Origin of the sequence: Streptomyces coeruleofuscus, from assembly GCF_039532725.1 — a bacterium.
In the GTDB taxonomy this organism is placed as follows: Bacteria; Actinomycetota; Actinomycetes; order Streptomycetales; family Streptomycetaceae; genus Streptomyces; species Streptomyces coeruleofuscus.
In genome coordinates, this window is record NZ_BAAASE010000004.1 from 615,028 (window position 1) to 634,024 (window position 18,997).

Here is an 18,997-nt window from a genome sequence, read left to right on the forward strand (position 1 = left end):
ACCGTCTCCGGGTGACGAGTTCTCCTGGAGACGGTGACGACGGCTGCGCCGCGGAGTCCCGGCCGCTCGTGTGCGACCGCTGCGGGACGTCGGCCGGCACCGTGGCCGACGGCCCACCACTCACCTGGACCTGTTCCGTGGAGAACGGTGTCCGCCGCTGCTTCTGCGAGCGCTGCTCCCGGGAGAACCTCAGGTCGATCGAGGGACGCCTGGACTCGGACTGGTGGTGAGGCGCCAGCACCCGGTCACCCGCGGGGCCCGCTGAGGCTCATGCCTCCGCCACCGCCTCCTCGCCGTCCGCCGGGTCCTCCGGGACGAATCCCGGCAGCCACTCCTCCAACTCCTCGCGCAGACGCACCGTCGCTCCCAGCTGGCACAGCACGCCGATGGTGCTCAAGGTCACCCGGTGGATCAGCAGATAGGACGGGGGCAGGTTGAGCTGCTTGGCCAGCTGGTAGGCGGGGGAGCGCGGGTCCGCGATGCGGGCCGCCTGGCTGCGCATCCAGCCGCGGGTGAACGTGAACTCCTCGACCTCGGCCGGTTCGATGATCGGCAGCAGATAGTCCAGCACCGCGTCGGGATCCAGCTCTATGGTCTCCTTCACGAACCCCTCCTCGCACAGGAGCTCGTAGACCGTCTCGGCCTCCCCGTCGAGGGTCATGCGCAGGGACTCGCCGATGGTGGCCGGCAGACCGCCCGGGAGTCGGTCGACCGTGCCGAAGTCCAGGACACCCAGGCGCCAGTCGTCCTCACCCTCCGGGCCGCCGGGCAGCAGCCGGAAGTTGCCCGGGTGCGGATCGGCGTGCAGCAGGCCGGTGCGGGCGGGGCCGGAGAACAGGAAGCGGGCCAGGAGCTGGCCGGCCCGATCGCGCTGCTCCTGGGAGCCGTCCGAGATGATCTCCGACATCGGGATGCCGTCGATCCACTCGGTGATCAGGACCTGGTCGGACTGGTGCACCACCTGCGGCACGAGCACATCCGGATCGTCCGCGAACTCCTCGGCGTGGGCCTGCTGGACCTGAGCCTCCAGGCCGTAGTCCAGCTCCTCGGAGACGCGGTCCTTCAGCTCCATGATCAGCGGCTTGATGTCCATGCCGGGGATCAGCGGGCCGAGCAGGCGGGAGAAGCGGCTCAGCTGGTTCAGATCGGACAGCAGGGCCTCACCGGCGCCCGGGTACTGGACCTTGACCGCCACCTCGCGGCCGTCATGCCACACCCCTCGGTGCACCTGGCCGATCGAGGCGGCCGCGGCGGGCTTGTCCTCGAACTCCAGGAACAACTCGTGCCAGCCCTCGCCGAGACGCTCATCGAGCACCGCGTGCACGGTGCGCGTCGGCATCGGCGGCGCCGCCTCCTGGAGCTTGGTGAGTGCGGCCCGATAGGGGCCGGCCACCTCCTCGGGCAGTGCCGACTCGAAGACGGACAGGGCCTGGCCGAACTTCATCGCGCCGCCCTTGAGCTCGCCGAGCACCTTGAACAGCTGGTCAGCGGTGCGCTGTTGGAGTTCGCGGCCGACGAGCTCCGCGGACTCGCCGACGATCCGCTTGCCGAATCCCCAGGTGGCCCGCCCGGCGATGCCGAGCGGGAGCGCGGCGAGCTTGGCGGTCCGGGTGACCGCCTTCCGGGGAAGATCAGACATGCGCCCTCCAAGTCCCAGCCGGCCGCTTCGCCGATGCCTTACGGCACTGCGCCGACGGCCGTTGCACCGCCATTGTCTCGTGTGACGCCCCATCCTCCGAGGGGTGCTCCCCTTTTCCTCTCTCCGCCGCCCCGCACGGGCATGCCATATGCGCCCAGACCGGCCGCGCATGCCAGTGGAGACCGGGCACGGAGACCTCCCAGCGTGCCCCGGCGCTCGTCGGAACCCGGCCGTCCAGGAAGGCGAGCGCGTGGGCGGCGGCCAGTCCGGCCACGGTAGTGGCCAGCGTCAGGTCACAGGGCCGCACCTGCCGCTGCCGGCCGGAGCGCCACTGGGCGACCAGACGCGGCCAGGTCGGATCCCGGTCGGTGCGGTTCTCGTGCAGACACCCCGCGCAGCCCGTGTCCCCGGGCAGGACGAGCGGGCCGACCACCCCGGTGCCCTCCACGACCCCGGCGTACAGATGGGGCGTCCCGGAGGACATCAGGGGCTCGGCGGCCGACGGGTCGGGCGCGTGCACGGCGACATCGTCGCGCGGAGCGATGATCACCAGCGCGAAGCCCGGATCGCCCTCCTCCTGGGATGCCCCGGCTGCGGGGCGGCGGGGCGGCCGGTCCGGGGCCGCCCGGCGCACGGCCCGGCGGGCCGACTCGTCCCTGCGGTCGCCGACGGCCTCCGCGGGCAGCCCGCCCGGAGCGACGTCCCACGGTTCTACACGGCCGCCGTCGCGCACGTCGACCTCGCCCACGCCTGCCCCCGACAGCAGCGACGCCAGCACGGCACCCACCCGGCCGGCGCCGCGCACCTGCACGCGCTGCGAGCGCCGGGCGGCCAGCTGCCGCATCGCGTCGCCCGGTTCCGAGGTGGTCAGGGACAGGGAAGCAAGGTCGGGGCGCAGCCGGTCGAGCACCTCCTTGTTCTGTCGCAGGGCGTCGGCGCCCGGTCCGCCACCGCGTGCGTCGTCGAGGAGCCCGGCCCGAGCGAGCCGCCCCACGAGCCCGTCGACATGGCCGTCGGGCAGATCCATCCGGCGTCCCTCCTCACGCAGCAGCTCCAGCCCTCGCGTGCCGTTCAGCAGATCGAGGAAACTGCCCGTCGCCACGTCCATCGGGCCGAGCGTCATCGCATGCGCCGGTGTCATCCCGAACTGCACGGTGTTGAGGTCGCGCCAGCCGCGCCGGAGCGCGGGTTTCACCATCGGATGCATGACAGCCCCCCCTGTATGTCATAGATCGTCCGCGTATGCCGGTTGAGTGTGGCGACAGTCCCGAAAAGGGCCGTAAGCCAAAGCCAGCCCGTAAGCCAAAGCCAGCCGTGAGCCAAAGCCAGCCGTACGCCAAAGTCGGCCGTACGCCGGAACCGGCCTTATGTCAAAGTCGGCACCGTACGGCGAACCCGGTCACAGGCCGGCCTGGTCCCGGGCCGGGCCTGTTCGTCGCTTCGCCGCAAGAGCCAGCATGCCCAAACACGTCGTCGGCTGCCGAAAGTTGTCCACAGGCGAGGGCGTTCGTCGTACAAATCCGGCGGCAGGTGGGGTGTACGGGCATCCAACCGTCTCGGAGCCGGGACTTCCCCGGGCACAGCGGGTAACGTCGGGGCGTGCCCGCCGACCCACTGCACCGCGCCGGAAAACCACAGCGCAGCACGACGAGCCAGCCGCCCAGCGGCTCGGGGGCGAGCGCGATCGAGGTTCGAAGGAGCGCCCGCCGCCGCAGAACGGTCTCCGCGTACCGCGAGGGCGATCGCACCATTGTGCTCATCCCCGCCCGGATGTCCGAGGCGGAGGAACAGCGCTGGGTGAACGTCATGCTCGACAAACTGGCCGCCCAGGAGAGCAAGCGGGCCCTCGGCGACGCCGAGCTGTCCGAGCGGGCCCGGCGCCTCTCGGACCAGTACTTCGACGGGCGGGCCCGGCCCGTATCGGTGCGCTGGGTGACCAACCAGAACACGCGCTGGGGATCCTGCACCCCGTCCGAGGGCAGCATCCGCCTGTCGCACCGCCTCCAGGGCATGCCCGAATACGTCGTCGACTACGTCCTCGTCCACGAACTCGCCCATCTGCTCGTACCCGGACACGGCCCCCGCTTCTGGGCGCTGCTGGAGGCCTATCCGCGGACGGAGCGGGCCCGGGGCTACCTCGAAGGCGTGGTCGCGGCCGAGCGGCTGCCCCATGTGCCCGGTGCGCGGAGTGAGCATCCCGCGGGCTGAGCGTGTAGCGGGTTGAGCGTCTGACGGCCTGGCTGAGCGGACGGGACAAGCGGCCACGGTGAGCGACGGGGTAAGTGACCGCTTTCCGTGAGAGAGCAGCAGATACGGCCGGGCACGGGTTCTGTACCGGGTCTGTACCGACTGCGTCCGCTGTCCGAGTTTGCCGTTAGCCTGGCGCGACGCAATCACGTTCTGGATGGGGGACGGTCGTTACGCATGGCCAGGGAATTCCAACGCGGCCACAAGGCCAGGATCAGTGACCTCACCGCGGGCACGGATCTGTACGTAGGCGTGCAGATCTCCGGCCCCGGGCTGAGCTTCGACATCAGCTGCTTCGGCCTCGACGCCGACGAACGGCTCTCTGACGACCGGTACTTCGTCTTCTACAACCAGCCGAAGTCCCCCGAGGAGGCCATCCAGCTCCTGGGCGCCCAGGCGGGCGACACGGAGTCCTTCAGGGTGACGCTCGACCGGATCCCGCCCCAGATCCAGAAGCTGTCCTTCACGGCGACGATCGACGGCGCCGGGCAGATGTCGCAGATCGCCCCCGGCTACATCCGTATCGTCGCCGGCGGCGAGGAAGTGGCCCGCTACCCCTTCAGTGGCGTGGAGTTCTCCACCGAACGGGCCGTGATGCTCGGAGACTTCTACCTGAAGGACGTCTGGCGCTTCGCCGCGGTCGGACAGGGCTTCGACGGTGGTCTCGACGCGCTGCTGCAGAACTTCGGCGGCGAAGTCGCCGAGGAGGAGACGCCCGAGCCGCCCGCGCCCGCCGCGCAGCAGCCGCAGGCCGGCGCCGCCCCGGGCTTCGCACCGCCCGCGTTCGGCGTCCCCGGCACTCCGGAACCCGCCCCGGCTCCCGCACCGGCAGCGTCCCCGGCCCCGGCGCCCGTTCCACAGCCCGTCGCACAGGGCTTCGCACCCCCGCCCGGCGCCACTCCGCCTCCAGCCCCGGCCCCGGCGCCCGCGCCCCCGGTGCACGCCGCCCCGACCATCGTCGCGCCCATGAACACCCCGCCCGGCGGCTCCCCGGTACCGCCTCCGGCCCCGGCGCCCGCGCCGTACGGCCAGCCGGGCCAGCAGCCGCCGCCGTACGGCCAGGCCCCCGGCCAGACGGCCCCGCCGCCCCCCGGCTACGGCCAGCCCCAGGCACCCCAAGCACCCCAGGCACCAGCCCCGCCTCCCGGCTACGGCCAGCCCACACCGCCCCCGGGTTACGGCCAGCAGCCGCCCTTCGGGCAGCAGACCGGGCAAGCCCCTTACGGAGCTCCCCAAGGAGTGCCCCAAGGAGCGCCTCAAGGGGCTCCCCACGGAGCACCGCAGGGCCCGGGTGTCGCCGCCGCGCTCCAGCAGTTCAAGGAGACCCCCACCGGGCAGCGCTGGACGCAGCAGAACAAGAAGCTCGTCCGTGTCGACCTCGGCATCGGCGGGCAGCCGGTGCTGGCCAGGCAGGGCAGCATGGTGCTCTACCAGGGCAAGGTCGACTTCAGCTACAAGGGTGCCGGCTTCGCCGGCCGGATCGTGGGCAACGCGACCGGCCAGGAGATGCAGCTGATGCGCTGTACCGGCCAGGGGCAGGTGTTCCTCGCCGAGGACTCCACGATGCTGCACCCCATCGAGCTCCAGGGCGAGGGCATCTGCGTCTCCGCGGAGAACGTCCTCGCCTTCGACGAGAGCCTCCAGTACGAGGTGCGCCGCATCGAGGGGCACGGCATCCCCGGTGGCGCGCTGTTCACGATGCAGTTCACGGGCACCGGCACGATCGTCGTGAAGACCCACGGCACGCCGGTGGTCCTGCCGGTCACGCCCACCACGTTCGCCGACTGCAACGCCGTGGTCGCCTGGTCGGCCGCCGCTCAGGTCGTCGTCTCCAGCCAGGTGCGGATGCGCCGCAACGCCTACCCGGGTGACACCGGGGAGAGCGTCAACCTCCAGTTCCGGGCAGCGCCCGGGAGCTTCATCGTCGTCCAGCCGTACGAGGTCTGAGGGAGCCCGTCATGACACAGCAGCTCGCGGGCCACGCCCCCGCACCCGTCACCGCCCGCATGGAGAACCACGGCAACCACATGCTGAAGGTCGCCATGCAGACCGGGCACGACCTCCTCGCGCGCGTGGGGTCGATGGTCGCGTACGAAGGGTTCGTCCAGTACGAGCCCAACCCGCCGGCCGTGCGCCAGATCGCGAAGGACTGGATGACCGGCGAGGGCGCGCCCCTGATGAAGTGCTCCGGCGACGGCCTGCTCTACCTCGCCGACTACGGGGCGAACGTCGTCGTCATCAACCTCAACGGCGACGGCATCTCCGTCAACGCCACCAACCTGCTCGCCTTCGACGCCCACCTCACGTGGGGCGTCGAGCGGGTCAAGGGCCTGGCGAAGTTCGCCGGACAGGGCCTGTGGAACACCAAGATCTCCGGGCAGGGCTGGGTCGCGCTGACCTCCCGGGGCAAGCCCATCGTCGTCGACTGCGGAGGCGGCGAGGACGAGACCTACGTCGACCCCGACGCCCTGGTCGCCTGGTCCCCGAACCTCAAGGTGAAGGGCAAGCGCAGCTTCCGGGCGCAGTCGCTGATCGGCCGCGGCAGCGGCGAGGCCTACCAGATGGCCTTCTCCGGTCAGGGCATCGTCGTCGTCCAGCCCAGCGAGGACAGCACCGACCGCCTCCGGGCCCGGGGCTGAGGGGGAGCCAGAGAGCCATGCAGAGCCCGATTTTCGCCTACAACGAGCAGCAGACCCAGGACCGCTGGAGTCTGCAGAACAAGCAGATGCTGCGCGTCGCCCTGGAGGGCCACGACGACATCCTGGCCCGCAAGGGCACCATGGTCGCCTACCAGGGCCTCGTCGAGTTCGACGCCGAGTACCAGAGCAACGACCAGGCACGCTCGCGTGCGCACACCGGTGAGGGACTCGACCTGATGCGCTGCCACGGGCAGGGCACGGTCTACCTCGCCAACCTCAAGCAGCACGTCCACGTCATGGAGGTGGAGCAGGACGGTCTCACCGTCGACAGCAGCTATGTGCTGGCGATGGACTCCTCCCTGCACCACGAGGTCATCGCCGTCGACAGCCTCTACGGCATCTCCGGCTCCGGGAAGTACCAGCTCAACATCACCGGCCGGGGCAAGGTCGCCCTGATGACGTCGGGCATGCCGCTGCTGATGCAGGTGACGCCCGACAAGTACGTCAACTGCGACGCCGACGCGATCGTCGCCTGGTCGACGAGCCTGCGCGTGCAGATGCAGGCCCAGACGCACTCCTCCGGGGTGTGGCGGCGCCGCGGCAGCACCGGTGAGGGCTGGGAGCTGAGCTTCATGGGCACCGGCTTCGCGCTGGTCCAGCCCAGCGAGCTGCTGCCGCCGCAGAACGCCCAGATCGGTTCGGGCCTCGCCGCGCAGTACGGCATGGGCCAGCAGGGAGCGCGCGGGCAGAACCAGGGCAACGTCTGGAACTGACCGGCCACGGACCCGGCAACATGTAAGGGGCGACCGCCTAGGCGGTCGCCCCTTACATGTTGCCTAAGACCAAGAGACACATGCCTCAGGCCGAAGGGACACATGCACTCAGGCCGAGAGATACACGCCTCAGACCGAGAGACACACGCCTCAGGCCGAGAGCCTCGCGCGCGTGGCCTCCAGCAACCGCACGACCGACTCGTCGGCCACCTCCGCGACCTCGTCGTACCCGAACCAGCGCACGTCGAGCGACTCGTCGCTGACCGTGTGCGCGGCGCCCGGCGGCGCCAGGACGGCGTACTGGACGTCGAAGTGGCAGTGGCACGGCGGCGGGATCGGGTGCCGGTCCAGGCGCACCGGGCCGCCCGGCAGCAGCGAGAGCCCCGAGACGCCGGACTCCTCCGTCGCCTCACGCAGGGCCGCTGCCGCCAGGGAGCTGTCGCCCGGCTCGCAGTGGCCGCCCATCTGGAGCCACATCCGCAGCTTCCTGTGCAGGGTCAGCAGGACCCGGCCGGCCTCGGGGTCGATCACCAGGGCGCTCGCCGTGATGTGACCCGCATGGCAGGCCTTCCACAGGCCGTCCGGGTGTTCGGCCAGATGGTCGAGGTAGGCCTGGCGCAGCTCCGTCTGGTCCTCGTACTCCTTGAGCACGAGGACCGCGTCGTCGTACAGGCTCACTCGGCGTCGTCGCCCTTGTTCTCGCCCTCGTCCTTCTTCTTCGGGTCGGGCTTCCTCAGGTCGGGCTTGTCCGCCGCCTCGCCGAGCATCTTGTCCAGCTCGGAGAAGTCGATCTGCTCGCGGTGCACAAAGCCGTCCGGGTCGTCCAGGTCGGTGGCCGTCGGCAGCATGTCCGGGTGGTGCCACAGGGCGTCCCGGCCGTCGACACCGCGCGCGTCGGTGAGCGAGGCCCACAGACGGGAGGCGTCACGCAGGCGGCGCGGGCGCAGCTCCAGGCCGATCAGCGTGGCGAACGTCTGCTCGGCCGGGCCTCCCGAGGCGCGGCGGCGGCGCAGCGTCTCGCGCAGGGCGTCGGCGGACGACAGACGGGGCTTGGCGGCGGCGTGGACCACCGCGTCGACCCAGCCCTCCACGAGCGCCAGCGCCGTCTCCAGACGCGCCAGGGCGGTCTTCTGCTCGGGCGTGTCCTCGGGCTGGAACATGCCCTGCTGGAGGGCCTCCTGGAGCTGCTCCGGGTTCTGCGGGTCGAACTGGCCGACCACGTCCTCCAGCTTGGCCGTGTCGACCTTGATCCCGCGGGCGTAGCCGTCGACCGCGCCGAACAGATGCGAGCGCAGCCACGGCACGTGCGCGAAGAGCCGCTGGTGGGCGGCCTCGCGCAGGGCGAGATACAGCCGCACCTCCTCCTGCGGGACGCTCAGGTCCTTGCCGAACGTCTCGATGTTCACCGGCAGCAGCGCGGCCTTGCCGGCCGGGCCGAGCGGCAGGCCGATGTCGGACGAGCCGACGACCTCGCCGGCGAGCACGCCGACGGCCTGCCCGATCTGCGTGCCGAACATGGCGCCGCCCATCGAGCGCATCATGCCGATCAGCGGGCCGGCCATGGCCTGCATCTCCTCCGGCAGGACATCGCCCATGGCGGTGCCCACGCGCTCGGCGACCGGGTCGACGAGCTCCTTCCAGGCGGGCAGGGTCGCCTCGACCCACTCGGCGCGGCTCCAGGCCACGGCCGAGCCGGCGCCGGACGGCAAGGACGTGGCGTCGTCGAGCCACAGGTCGGCGAGGCGGACTGCCTCCTCGACGGCCTTGCGCTCGGCGGGGCCGACGCTGGTGTCCTTGGTGCCGTCAGGACTGCCCTGGGACACCGTCTGGCGGGCGATCTGCTTGGCCATGTCCCAGTTCACCGGGCCGCCCTCATAGGAGAGCATCTGGCCCAGCTGCTGGAACGCGGCGCCCAGGTCGTTGGGGTTCAGGGAGCCGAACATGGCTGCGAACGGATTGTCCGCACCGGGGCCGCCGGGGCCGCCGCCAAATCCTCCGGCTCCTGGCAGGCCGCCGAAACCGAACGGATTGGCCGGTCCCTGACCACCACCGCTCTCCTGGTCCTTCTTCTTGCCCTCGTCGCCGTCGTCCGGCTCCTCCGGCGGAAGGCCGAATCCGAATGGGGTGTCACTCACGGGATTCCTCGGCTGGTAGGGCCGCCGGTTCTTTCCGGCGGCACGGCTGCCCGACAACACCACCCAGCGTAGACACCTGGGGCGGATCGGGCCTCGGTGCTTCGCCGACTGACAGCCTGCGGCAGGATGGATGCCACCTGGTACGCACGCGTCGCTCGCGCTCGTACTGAAGACAACCGCTGGAGACGCCCGGTGAGTTCCCCAGATCCGCAGGTTCGCGCAGCGCGAAACCAGTCAACCAGTTCCGCGAGCCCCGCGGCACGCGGACCCGTCGTCGCGGTCACCGGTGCCGCGTACGGCGTCGGTGCCCTGCTCACCGAGCGGCTCGCCGCGTCCGACGAGGTCAAGCAGGTCGTGGCCATCGACGAGCGCCGCGGCGAGTGCGCCGCGGCGCAGTGGCACATCCTGGACGTACGGGATCCGGCCATCGCGGACAAGCTGCGGGGCGCCGACGTGGTGGTGCACCTGGCGCTGGACCTCGACCTGGAGACCGACGCCGCCGCCCGGACGGCCTACAACGTACGGGGGACACAGACCGTCCTGACGGCGGCCGCGGCGGCCGGGGTGCACCGGGTCGTGCTGTGCACGTCGGCGATGGTCTACGGGGCGCTGCCGGACAACGAGCTGCCGCTCTCCGAGGACGCGGAGCTGCGGGCCACGGCGGAGGCGACGGGCGTCGGCGACCTGCTGGAGATCGAGCGGCTGGCACGGCGGGCGCCGCGGGCCCACCCGGGGCTCAACGTCACCGTGGTGCGGCCGGCGATCCTGGTGGGTGGCACGGACACCGCGCTGACCAGGTACTTCGAGTCTCCTCGGCTGCTCGTCGTCGCCGGGTCGCGGCCCGCGTGGCAGTTCTGCCACGTCGAGGACCTGTGCGGCGCGCTGGAGTACGCCGTCCTGGAGAAGGTCGACGGGGAACTGACCGTCGGGTGCGACGGGTGGCTGGAGCAGGAGGAGGTCGAGGAGCTCAGCGGCATCCGGCGGATGGAGCTGCCGTCGGCGGTCGCACTGGGTGCGGCGGCGCGACTGCACCGCATCGGGCTCACGCCGTCCCCGGCGGGGGACCTGGCGTACACGATGTACCCCTGGGTGGTCAGCGGCAGCCGGCTGCACGACGCCGGGTGGCGGCCGGGGTACACCAACGAGGAGGTGCTGGCGGAGCTCCTGGAGGAGGTCTCCGGCCGGCACACGGTGGCCGGTCGGCGGCTGGGCCGCAAGGACGCGACGGCGGCGGGCGCCGCGGGAGCGACGGTGGCGCTGCTGGGTGCGGCCGCGGTGGTGCGACGGGCCCGGAAGGCCCGGCGGCGCATCTGACGCGCCAGGCCGGCCCGGCCTCTCCGCTCCCGTCGTAGGAGAGTCCAACGCCCACGCGCGCGTGCCGGTCGATGGCTCTATTCCGCGCTGTCGGTCGCGTGCGGCACGATGGTGGCATGGCAACCACGAGCGATCACCCGGGCGAGCAGGCCGCGCAGGATCCGATCAGGCTGATCGGGATCCGTGACACGGCCCTTTCCGTGGACGAGGTGTTCCGTGCCGTGGGGGACGACGCGGCCGGCGGCACGGCGCTCTTCGTGGGCACCGTACGGAACCACGACGAAGGTGCCGACGTGGCGGAGCTGGGGTATTCCTGCCACCCCAGTGCCGAGGCCGAGATGAGGCGGATCGCCGAGAAGGTCGTCGCCGAGTTCCCGGTGCGGGCGCTGGCGGCCGTGCACCGGGTGGGGGATCTCCGGGTCGGTGACCTCGCCGTGGTCGTCGCCGTCTCGTGTCCGCACAGGGGGGAGGCCTTCGAGGCCTGCCGGAAGCTGATCGACGACCTCAAGCACGAAGTGCCCATCTGGAAGCACCAGAAGTTCTCCGACGGCACCGAGGAATGGGTCGGCGCCTGCTGAATCCGGTACGCAGTCTTCCGGTTGCGTAACCGGACCCCTGGCGTGAGCGTTGTCACTGCGGATGGTTAATCTGCTGATCAGTCAGTTGCGGACGCTCAAGGGGTTGGAGGTCGGCATGGCGGCGCTCGCCTGGTTGCTGATTCCGCTTGTGGCTGCGATCGGCGCGGGCCTCTGGGGCAGTTGGGCAAACCGGACTCGCAAGGTCCGTGGCGACGGCCCGGAGCTCATCGGTTACGCCCGCTTCCGCGAGGCCATGGAGAAGCCTCGGCCGGGTAGCTGATGGCGAGGAAAACGGCAGGTCACAGGCGTTTGAGCCCACAGGGCCGCCCCAGTCGGGCGGCCCTGACGGTGCGCTGACAGGACCGTCCCGTACTGTCGAGTCATGCCACGCCGCACCGCGACGATGCTCGCCTCCACCCTGATGCTGATCGCGCTCCTGTGCGCGGGAGTGTTCATCCCCGTGCCGTATTCGGAGATGTCCCCGGGGCCGACGGTGAACACGCTGGGCGATCACGGCGGCGAGCCGGTGCTCCAGATCTCGGGGCGGAAGACGTATGCGACGAGTGGCCATCTGAACATGACGACGGTCCGGGTCACCAGCGCCGACTACCGGATGAACCTGGTCGAGGCCGTCTACGGCTGGCTCGCGCATGACAACAAGGTCGTGCAGCACGAGACGCTCTACCCGGACGGCAAGACCGAGGAGCAGTCCACGCAGGAGAACGCCGAGGAGTTCAGCCAGTCCCAGGAGAGCGCCAAGGTCGCCGCGCTGAAGGAACTCGACGTTCCGGTGAAGTCGTGGGTCATCGTCTCGACGGTCGTCAAGGGATCCCCGGCCGAGGGCGAGCTGCACGCCGGGGACGTGATCAAGGCCGTCGACGGTACGGCGGTGAAGGAGCCTACCGACGTCGCGAAGCTCGTCACGAAGCACAAGCCGGGCGAGAACGTCCGGTTCACGATCGTTCCCGCCAAGGAGCAGACCGCAGCGGAGAAGGAGAAGCGGACGCCGACGAGGACCGAGGACATCACCATCACCACGACGACCTCGGACGACGCCGGCGAGAAGCGGGCCATCGTGGGGATCTCCGCGGGGACCGACCACACGTTCCCGTTCACCATCGACATCAAGCTGGCCGATGTCGGCGGGCCGAGCGCCGGTCTGATGTTCGCGCTCGGCATCTACGACAAGCTCACGCCGGGCAGCCTGACCGGGGGCAAGTTCGTGGCCGGTACGGGGACGATCGATGACGCGGGCAAGGTCGGTCCGATCGGCGGCATCGAGATGAAGACCGTGGGTGCGCGGGCCAAGGGCGCGCAGTACTTCCTGACGCCCGCGGACAACTGCGAGGCCGCCGCCAAGGACACCCCCGAGGGCCTCACCCTCATCAAGGTGGACACCATCGAGGACGCCCTCGGCGCTCTCAAGGACCTGCGCAGCGGCGACACCGCCGATCTGCCGAAGTGCGGCACGTAGGCCGCCGAGCCGGCACGGGCGACCGGCCCGGGGCGCGCAGCCCCGGCTACTCCTCGAAGGTCGCAGCCAGTGCCTCCGCCAGGCCCGGTACCAGGTCGGAGCCGGTGAGGACCTCCGTCGGGGAGTCCTTCTCGCGCAGGCGCAGGGCCGACTCGCGGGTGCCGTCCCGCAGGACCGCGACCGTCATACGGACCTCCTGGCGGTCCGGGTGGTCCGCCACCCACTTCGACAGCGCGGCCTCGTCCAGGCCCTGCGGAACCTGGGCCTCCGCGGATGGCGGCAGCATCAGGCGTTCCACGGCGAGGGAGCAGCCGGCCACCGAGTCGGGCCAGGCGATGGTGGCGAGGAACTCGTCGAGCGGCTTGCCCGTTGGAACTTCGTCCTGCTCGATCGGGGTGAGGCCGGAGCTCTCCGACTCGTCGCCCAGACCGAGCCGGTCCGCGAGCGAGGGCTGTTCGGCCCGGAGCCGGGCGGTGTCGACGAGTGCGAAAAGGCGGGCCGGCTGGTCCCAGCCGAGGCCGGAGACGTACTCGTCGATCTCGAGTACGGCCCGGGTGAGCGGGTTCGCCGCCATGGGAGTGTTGGACATGGTCACAATCCTGCCTCGTTCCCGACCGGAATCGGGAACCGAGTAAACGGTGAGTAAGTTGCATAGGTGGGGGCCCGCGATCACGGGGGCCGCTGACGGCCCGTGAAGACGCGGGTCTGACGAATCAACAGCGAACTTCGAGGTGCGCACCTTGGCTTTCCAGATGCCGGACCGCGGCGGAGGCCCTTCGGGGCCGCGGATCAGAGTGGGCCGCCCGTCCCGGCGTGTCCGGACCCTGCTCATGACACTGGGCGTCCTGGCCGCCCTCGGCATGGTGTTCACCATGTTCGCGGGCTTTTGGACGGACTGGCTCTGGTACCGGTCGGTGAACTACTCGTCGGTCTTCACCACCACCCTGTGGACCAAGATCGGGCTCTTCTTCGTCTTCGGTCTGCTCATGGCCCTCGCGGTCGGCTTCAACATCTGGTTGGCGCACCGGCTGCGGCCGCCGCTGAGTGCCATGTCCATGGAGCAGCAGAACCTCGACCGTTACCGGATGAGCATCGCGCCCTACAAGAAGTGGCTGCTGCTCGGGATCACGGCCCTGGTGGGCCTGATCGCCGGCGCCTCCGCGTCGGGCCAGTGGCGGACCTGGCTGATGTGGGTCAACGGCGTGGCCTTCGGCCAGAAGGACCCCCAGTTCAAGCTGGACGTCTCCTTCTACGCCTTCGACCTGCCCTGGTACCGGTTCCTGCTCGGCTTCGGCTTCGCCGCCGCGATCCTGTCCGTGATCGCCGCCGCGCTCACGCACTACCTGTACGGCGGGCTGCGCGTCACCAGCCCCGGCGCCCGCGCCACGGCGGCGGCCACCGGGCACCTGTCGGTGCTCATCGGCATCTTCGTGGCCCTCAAGGCGGTCGCGTACTGGCTCGACCGGTACGGCCTCGCGGTCAAGTCCAGCGACTTCAGGGCGACCGACAACTGGACTGGCCTGAGGTACGTCGACGCCAACGCCTACCTGCCGGCCAAGACGATCCTGTTCTGCATCGCCGTCATCTGCGCGCTGCTGTTCTTCGCCACCATCTGGCGGCGTACCTGGCAGCTGCCCGTGATCGGCTTCGGCCTGATGGTGCTGTCCGCGATCCTCATCGGCGGCCTCTACCCGGCGATCGTGCAGAAGTTCCAGGTCCAGCCCAACGAGCAGGCCAAGGAAGCGCCGTACGTCGAGAAGAACCTCGAGGCGACGCGCAAGGCCTACGGCATCGACGGCACCAACGTCACGGACTACTCGGGCACGAGCAAGACCGAGGACAAGACCACGCTCCGCGACGACGTCGGCTCCACGGCGAGCATCCGGATCATGGACCCGAACATCGTCTCGCCGACGTTCCAGCAGCTCCAGCAGATCAGGAACTACTACGCGTTCCCGAACAACCTGGACGTCGACCGCTACGCCAAGGACGGCAAGGAGCAGGACACGGTCATCGGCCTGCGTGAGCTGAACCTGGCGGGCATCCCGAAGAAGAACTGGATCAACAACCACTTCCGTTACACCCACGGGTTCGGAGTGGTCGCCGCCCAGGGCACCAGCGCCGACGCCCAGGGCCGGCCGAACTTCACGGAGTCCGATCTGCCCTCCGAGGGCGACCTCGGCACGTACGAGCAGCGGATCTACTACGGCGAGAAGACCGACACGTACTCGATCGTCGGCGGTCCCCAGAAGGAGATCGACTACTCCGACGACAACGGCGAGAAGACCACCAGCTACAAGGGCGACAGCGGGGTCAACCTCTCCAACCCGGTCAACCGGGCCGCGTACGCGGTGGCGTTCGGCGAGCCGCAGATCCTGTACTCCGGCGCCATCGGCGAGGGCTCGCGGATCCTGTACAACCGCACGCCCAAGGAGCGCGTCGAGGCGGTCGCCCCCTGGCTGACCATCGACGGCGACGCCTACCCGGCGGTGGTGAACGGCCGTATCCAGTGGATCGTCGACGCGTACACGACGACCAACGGATACCCGTACTCCTCACGTACGACCCTCGGTGACACGACGGCGGACTCGCTGACCGCCGCCAACACCAACCGTGCGGTGGTGGCCCAGCAGAACCAGGTCAACTACATCCGCAACTCGGTGAAGGCGACCGTCGACGCGTACACCGGCGAGGTCAAGCTCTTCCAGTGGGACACCAAGGACCCGGTCCTGAAGACCTGGATGAAGGCCTTCCCGGACACGGTGCAGCCCAAGGGTGACATCTCCAAGGACCTGATGGACCACCTGCGCTACCCGCAGGACCTGTTCAAGGTCCAGCGGGAGCTGCTCACGCGCTACCACGTGAGGGACGCGACGACGTTCCTCAGCGGCAGCGAGGTCTGGCAGGTGCCGGACGACCCGACGAACCGGTCGGGCAACGCGGTGCCGCCCTACTACCTGAGCATGAGGATGCCCGACCAGAAGGCCCAGTCGTTCTCGCTGACGACGACCTTCACGCCCAACGGCCGGGACAACCTCAGCGCGTTCATGGCGGTCGACGCCGAGGCGGGCGCCAGTGACTACGGCAAGATCAGAATCCTGAAACTGCCGACGAACACGACGGTCAACGGACCCAAACAGGTCCAGAGCCAGTTCAACTCGCAAGAGGAGATCGCCGAGTCCATCAGGCTCCTGAGAGGAGGCGACTCCGAAGTCGAGTACGGCAACCTGCTGACGGTGCCGCTCGACGGCGGACTGCTCTACGTGGAGCCGGTCTACGTACGCGGTGGTGGACTGAAGTACCCGCTGCTGCGGAAGGTGCTGGTCACCTACGGAGGCCAGACCGCCTTCGAGAACACGCTCGACGAGGCCCTCAACAAGATCTTCGGTACGGAGGGCCAGGCTCCCGAGCCACCGGACGAGGGTGACACCACGACGCCACCGCCGACGTCCGACAACCCGACGGTCCAACAGGCCCTGGAGGACGCGCAGAAGGCGTTCGACGCGGGCCAGGAGGCCCTGAAGGAGAACGACTGGGAGGCGTACGGCCGGGCGCAGAAGGACCTCGAGGACGCTCTGAAGCGGGCCGAGGACGCGCAGGCCCAGGCCGGCCGCGGGGGTGCCGGGGGCGGCGAGAGCAAGCCGAGCGCCAGCCCGAGCCCGAAGCCGAGCGGCAGTCCGAGCCCCAAGCCGAGCAGCTAGGGGCCTGGCCTGGTCAAATGCCCACCTCGCGCCGTGATACGGTTGTGAACACAACGGCGCGGGGTGGAGCAGCTCGGTAGCTCGCTGGGCTCATAACCCAGAGGTCGCAGGTTCAAATCCTGTCCCCGCTACTGAAATCGCGAAGTCCGAGTGACGGAGCGACCACGAAGGCCCGGATTCCACAAAGGAATCCGGGCCTTCGTGATGTGTGAACGCATGTGCTGGCCTGGGCTGCGGCCGCGCCGCCGTGGGGAGTTGGGCGATCTGTGTTTGACTTGTCTCTCTGTGGGCATGTCGACAAAACGCTGTAGTGACCTCACTGGCTGCGGTATACCAGGTGTACCCAGGTTGCAGGTGGTGCGACGATGGACGTTATGGGGGACAAGGCAACTCTGTTCGAGACAGGGCGTTTTGTGCAGCCTTCCAGCCGGGAGGACACCGACACCCCGGACGAGGCCGGGGAGATCGCCGACGAGGCGGCCGAAGAGCTGCGTCAGCGGCTCGCCGCGGAGGCCGGCGACGTCGAGGCGATGAGTGTCCTCGGGGCCATGCTGCTGCGTCGCGGTGATCTCGACGGTGCCGAACCTCATCTGCGTGCCGCCACCGCCGCGGGCGACCGGGCCGCCGCCAACAACCTCGGAGTCCTGCTCCACCAGCGCGGATACGCCGACGAGGCCGCCGGCTGGTGGCGGATCGCCGCCGTCGCCGGATCCGCGGCCGCCGCGCATGCCCTCGGGCGGCACCACCGCGAGCGCGGCGACGAGCCCGCGGCCGAGTACTGGCTGCGCCAGGCCGCGGAACAGGGGCACACCCTGGGCGCGTACGCCCTCGCCGACCTGCTGGAGCACCGCGGCGACGCCGGGGCCGAGAAGTGGATGCGGGTCGCGGCCGAGCGCGGGCACCGGGAGGCGGCGTACCGCCTGGCCCGGGCGCTGGACCGGAAGGCGGCGCGGGAGGCCGACGGTGACAACGGCGTCCAGGTGCTGGACGAGGTCGAGCAGTGGTACCGGCAGGCCGCCGCGCGCGGCCACCGGCGGGCCGCGCTGCACCTCGGGACGATCCTGGAGAAGCGCGGCGAGCTCAAGGAGGCCGGACGCTGGTACCTGACGTCCGCCAAGGACGGCGAGGCGCGGGCCGCCTGCGCGCTCGGGTTCCTGCTGCGCGACGCGGGCGACACCGAGAACGCCGCCGTGTGGTGGCTGCGGGCCGCCCAGGACGGCGACGGCAACGCCGCGAACGCGCTGGGCGCACTGCACGCCGAGCGGGGCGAGACCCAGACCGCCGAGCGCTGGTACCGCGCCGCGATGGACGCGGGCGACGTGAACGGCGCCTACAACCTCGGCCTGCTCTGCGCCGAACAGGGGCGCACCGCGCCGGCCGAGCAGTGGTACCGGCGCGCGGCCTACGCCGGGCACCGGGAGGCCGCGAACGCGCTGGCGATCCTGCTGCTGCGGGCCGGGGACGAGAAGGGCGCGGAGCCGTGGTTCTCCAAGGCCGCGGAGGCCGGGAGCGTCGACGCCGCCTTCAACCTGGGCATCCTGCACGCCGGCCGGGGCGAGGAGCAGGCCGCGCTGCGCTGGTACGAGCGGGCCGCGGCCGCCGGGCACACCGAGGCGGCGCTCCAGGTCGGCATGGCCCGGCTGCGGGACGGCGACGAGCAGGAGGCGGAGCGGCATCTGCGCTGTGCGGCCGGGGGCGGGAGCGCCGAGGCCGCGTACCGGCTGGCGACCGTGCTCGACGCGCGCCGGCCGCCGGAGCCCGCGCACGAGCTCGGGGAGCCGGTGCACCGGCGGAGCGAGTGCGAGGAGTGGTACGAGAGGGCGGCCTCTCAGGGGCACCGGCGGGCGCAGGTGCGGGTGGGCATGCTCGCGGCGGCCCGGGGGGACGTCGCCGAGGCGGCTCGGTGGTACCGGGAGGCGGCCGAGGCCGGGTCCCGCAACGGCGCGTTCAATCTCGGGCTGCTGCTGGCCCGGGAGGGGAGTGAGCCCGAGGCGGCGGTGTGGTGGACGCGGGCGGCTGACGCCGGGCACGGTCGGGCGGCGTTGCGGCTGGCCCTGGTCTACGCGCGTCGGGGTGAGCTGGCGGAGGGGCAGCGGTGGGCCGACCGGGCGGTGGCGTTGGGGCCGGCGTCCGTGGCGGAGCGGGCGGCCCGGCTGCGGGATGCGCTCAGGCAGGAGCTGTCTGCTTGATGCCGGGTTCCGCACCGCGGGCCGCATGGTGCGCGGCGTTGGTGCTGGGGCGCGGTGGGTCCGCAGCTCGGCGGTGCGAGGTGCCGCTCCCGTGGGACGGACACCGCCCCAGCGGCACGACTGCCCGCCGCTCGGCAAGACCGCAGCCCGCAGCTCCGGGTAAGCGATTTGCATCCGTCCTACGCGTTGACGTAACGTTGCATTCACCGACGCGGGGTGGAGCAGCTCGGTAGCTCGCTGGGCTCATAACCCAGAGGTCGCAGGTTCAAATCCTGTCCCCGCTACTGAAGACCGAGGGCCGGAATCCG

The 18,997-nt window shown here is 70.6% G+C and carries 16 protein-coding genes and 2 tRNA genes; 13 read left to right on the forward strand and 5 right to left on the reverse strand.

The window, feature by feature from the left end; translation table 11 throughout:
* Positions 1-11 precede the first annotated feature (11 nt).
* Complete coding sequence (locus ABFX81_RS18105; RefSeq protein ID WP_086843966.1) at positions 12-230, forward strand: hypothetical protein; 219 nt, start codon at positions 12-14, stop codon at positions 228-230.
* A 38-nt stretch (positions 231-268) separates the two neighbouring features.
* On the opposite strand, the gene ABFX81_RS18110 is transcribed toward ABFX81_RS18105, so the two are convergent.
* Together ABFX81_RS18110 and ABFX81_RS18115 are read right to left on the reverse strand one after the other, a co-directional pair.
* Entirely contained in the window at positions 269-1,639 is a 1,371-nt protein-coding gene (locus ABFX81_RS18110; RefSeq protein ID WP_086843965.1) for an AarF/UbiB family protein, read from the reverse strand.
* The gene (locus ABFX81_RS18115) at positions 1,632-2,846 is read right to left on the reverse strand and encodes a ThiF family adenylyltransferase (protein WP_086843963.1); all 1,215 of its coding nucleotides are present in this window, start codon (positions 2,844-2,846) and stop codon (positions 1,632-1,634) included. The genes ABFX81_RS18110 and ABFX81_RS18115 overlap by 8 nt, the downstream gene beginning before the upstream one ends.
* 392 nt (positions 2,847-3,238) lie before the next feature.
* Here ABFX81_RS18115 and ABFX81_RS18120 point away from each other — a divergent pair, with 392 nt between their 5' ends.
* The 4 genes from ABFX81_RS18120 to ABFX81_RS18135 all read left to right on the forward strand — a co-directional run bounded on the left by ABFX81_RS18120 (position 3,239) and on the right by ABFX81_RS18135 (position 7,298).
* Complete coding sequence (locus ABFX81_RS18120; RefSeq protein WP_086843961.1) at positions 3,239-3,847, forward strand: SprT-like domain-containing protein; 609 nt, start codon at positions 3,239-3,241, stop codon at positions 3,845-3,847.
* 216 nt (positions 3,848-4,063) lie between these two features.
* Positions 4,064-5,833, forward strand: a complete 1,770-nt coding sequence (locus ABFX81_RS18125; protein WP_346138323.1) for a TerD family protein — start codon at positions 4,064-4,066, stop codon at positions 5,831-5,833.
* 11 nt (positions 5,834-5,844) lie between these two features.
* Positions 5,845-6,525 (forward strand): AIM24 family protein, encoded by a 681-nt coding sequence (locus ABFX81_RS18130; RefSeq protein WP_086854690.1) that lies wholly within the window; start codon positions 5,845-5,847, stop codon positions 6,523-6,525.
* Positions 6,526-6,542: 17 nt separating this feature from the next.
* Entirely contained in the window at positions 6,543-7,298 is a 756-nt protein-coding gene (locus tag ABFX81_RS18135) for an AIM24 family protein (protein WP_086854689.1), read from the forward strand.
* Between the two features lie 150 nt (positions 7,299-7,448).
* Here the strand turns inward: ABFX81_RS18135 and ABFX81_RS18140 are convergent, their stop codons facing one another.
* Positions 7,449-7,976, reverse strand: coding sequence for an NUDIX domain-containing protein (locus ABFX81_RS18140; protein WP_086854688.1), 528 nt, complete (start codon positions 7,974-7,976; stop codon positions 7,449-7,451).
* Positions 7,973-9,433, reverse strand: coding sequence for a zinc-dependent metalloprotease (locus tag ABFX81_RS18145; protein WP_086854687.1), 1,461 nt, complete (start codon positions 9,431-9,433; stop codon positions 7,973-7,975). The genes ABFX81_RS18140 and ABFX81_RS18145 overlap by 4 nt, the downstream gene beginning before the upstream one ends.
* Before the next feature lie 192 nt (positions 9,434-9,625).
* On the opposite strand from ABFX81_RS18145, the gene ABFX81_RS18150 reads away from it, so the two are divergent.
* The 4 genes from ABFX81_RS18150 (at position 9,626) to ABFX81_RS18165 (ending at position 12,799) form a co-directional block, all read left to right on the forward strand.
* Positions 9,626-10,747, forward strand: coding sequence for an NAD-dependent epimerase/dehydratase family protein (locus tag ABFX81_RS18150; protein WP_086854686.1), 1,122 nt, complete (start codon positions 9,626-9,628; stop codon positions 10,745-10,747).
* Positions 10,748-10,863: 116 nt separating this feature from the next.
* A complete protein-coding gene (locus ABFX81_RS18155; RefSeq protein ID WP_086854685.1) occupies positions 10,864-11,325 on the forward strand; it encodes a molybdenum cofactor biosynthesis protein MoaE in 462 nt (153 codons plus the stop codon).
* 61 nt (positions 11,326-11,386) lie between these two features.
* Positions 11,387-11,605, forward strand: coding sequence for a hypothetical protein (locus ABFX81_RS18160; RefSeq protein WP_010047638.1), 219 nt, complete (start codon positions 11,387-11,389; stop codon positions 11,603-11,605).
* A 102-nt stretch (positions 11,606-11,707) separates the two neighbouring features.
* Positions 11,708-12,799, forward strand: coding sequence for a PDZ domain-containing protein (locus ABFX81_RS18165; protein ID WP_086854684.1), 1,092 nt, complete (start codon positions 11,708-11,710; stop codon positions 12,797-12,799).
* Positions 12,800-12,845: 46 nt separating this feature from the next.
* On the opposite strand, the gene ABFX81_RS18170 is transcribed toward ABFX81_RS18165, so the two are convergent.
* Positions 12,846-13,388 (reverse strand): PPA1309 family protein, encoded by a 543-nt coding sequence (locus tag ABFX81_RS18170; protein WP_086854683.1) that lies wholly within the window; start codon positions 13,386-13,388, stop codon positions 12,846-12,848.
* Between the two features lie 163 nt (positions 13,389-13,551).
* Here ABFX81_RS18170 and ABFX81_RS18175 point away from each other — a divergent pair, with 163 nt between their 5' ends.
* The 4 genes from ABFX81_RS18175 to ABFX81_RS18190 all read left to right on the forward strand — a co-directional run bounded on the left by ABFX81_RS18175 (position 13,552) and on the right by ABFX81_RS18190 (position 18,973).
* Positions 13,552-16,500: a UPF0182 family membrane protein gene (locus ABFX81_RS18175; protein WP_346138382.1), complete on the forward strand. Its 2,949-nt coding sequence runs from the start codon at positions 13,552-13,554 to the stop codon at positions 16,498-16,500.
* Positions 16,501-16,557: 57 nt separating this feature from the next.
* A tRNA-Met gene (locus ABFX81_RS18180) sits at positions 16,558-16,631 on the forward strand.
* A 234-nt stretch (positions 16,632-16,865) separates the two neighbouring features.
* Entirely contained in the window at positions 16,866-18,689 is a 1,824-nt protein-coding gene (locus ABFX81_RS18185) for a tetratricopeptide repeat protein (protein WP_346138324.1), read from the forward strand.
* A 210-nt stretch (positions 18,690-18,899) separates the two neighbouring features.
* Positions 18,900-18,973: transfer RNA gene (locus ABFX81_RS18190), tRNA-Met, on the forward strand.
* Positions 18,974-18,997 lie beyond the last annotated feature (24 nt).

What these genes read in the sequence shown, in the direction of transcription:
- ABFX81_RS18110 (WP_086843965.1), bottom strand. Translation starts at nt 1,639, where the DNA reads ATGTCTGATCTTCCCCGGAAGGCGGTCACCCGGACCGCCAAGCTCGCC.
- ABFX81_RS18115 (WP_086843963.1), bottom strand. Translation starts at nt 2,846, where the DNA reads ATGCATCCGATGGTGAAACCCGCGCTCCGGCGCGGCTGGCGCGACCTC.
- ABFX81_RS18125 (WP_346138323.1), top strand. Translation starts at nt 4,064, where the DNA reads ATGGCCAGGGAATTCCAACGCGGCCACAAGGCCAGGATCAGTGACCTC.
- ABFX81_RS18130 (WP_086854690.1), top strand. Translation starts at nt 5,845, where the DNA reads ATGACACAGCAGCTCGCGGGCCACGCCCCCGCACCCGTCACCGCCCGC.
- ABFX81_RS18135 (WP_086854689.1), top strand. Translation starts at nt 6,543, where the DNA reads ATGCAGAGCCCGATTTTCGCCTACAACGAGCAGCAGACCCAGGACCGC.
- ABFX81_RS18155 (WP_086854685.1), top strand. Translation starts at nt 10,864, where the DNA reads ATGGCAACCACGAGCGATCACCCGGGCGAGCAGGCCGCGCAGGATCCG.
- ABFX81_RS18160 (WP_010047638.1), top strand. Translation starts at nt 11,387, where the DNA reads ATGGTTAATCTGCTGATCAGTCAGTTGCGGACGCTCAAGGGGTTGGAG.
- ABFX81_RS18165 (WP_086854684.1), top strand. Translation starts at nt 11,708, where the DNA reads ATGCCACGCCGCACCGCGACGATGCTCGCCTCCACCCTGATGCTGATC.
- ABFX81_RS18170 (WP_086854683.1), bottom strand. Translation starts at nt 13,388, where the DNA reads ATGTCCAACACTCCCATGGCGGCGAACCCGCTCACCCGGGCCGTACTC.
- ABFX81_RS18175 (WP_346138382.1), top strand. Translation starts at nt 13,552, where the DNA reads ATGCCGGACCGCGGCGGAGGCCCTTCGGGGCCGCGGATCAGAGTGGGC.
- ABFX81_RS18185 (WP_346138324.1), top strand. Translation starts at nt 16,866, where the DNA reads ATGGACGTTATGGGGGACAAGGCAACTCTGTTCGAGACAGGGCGTTTT.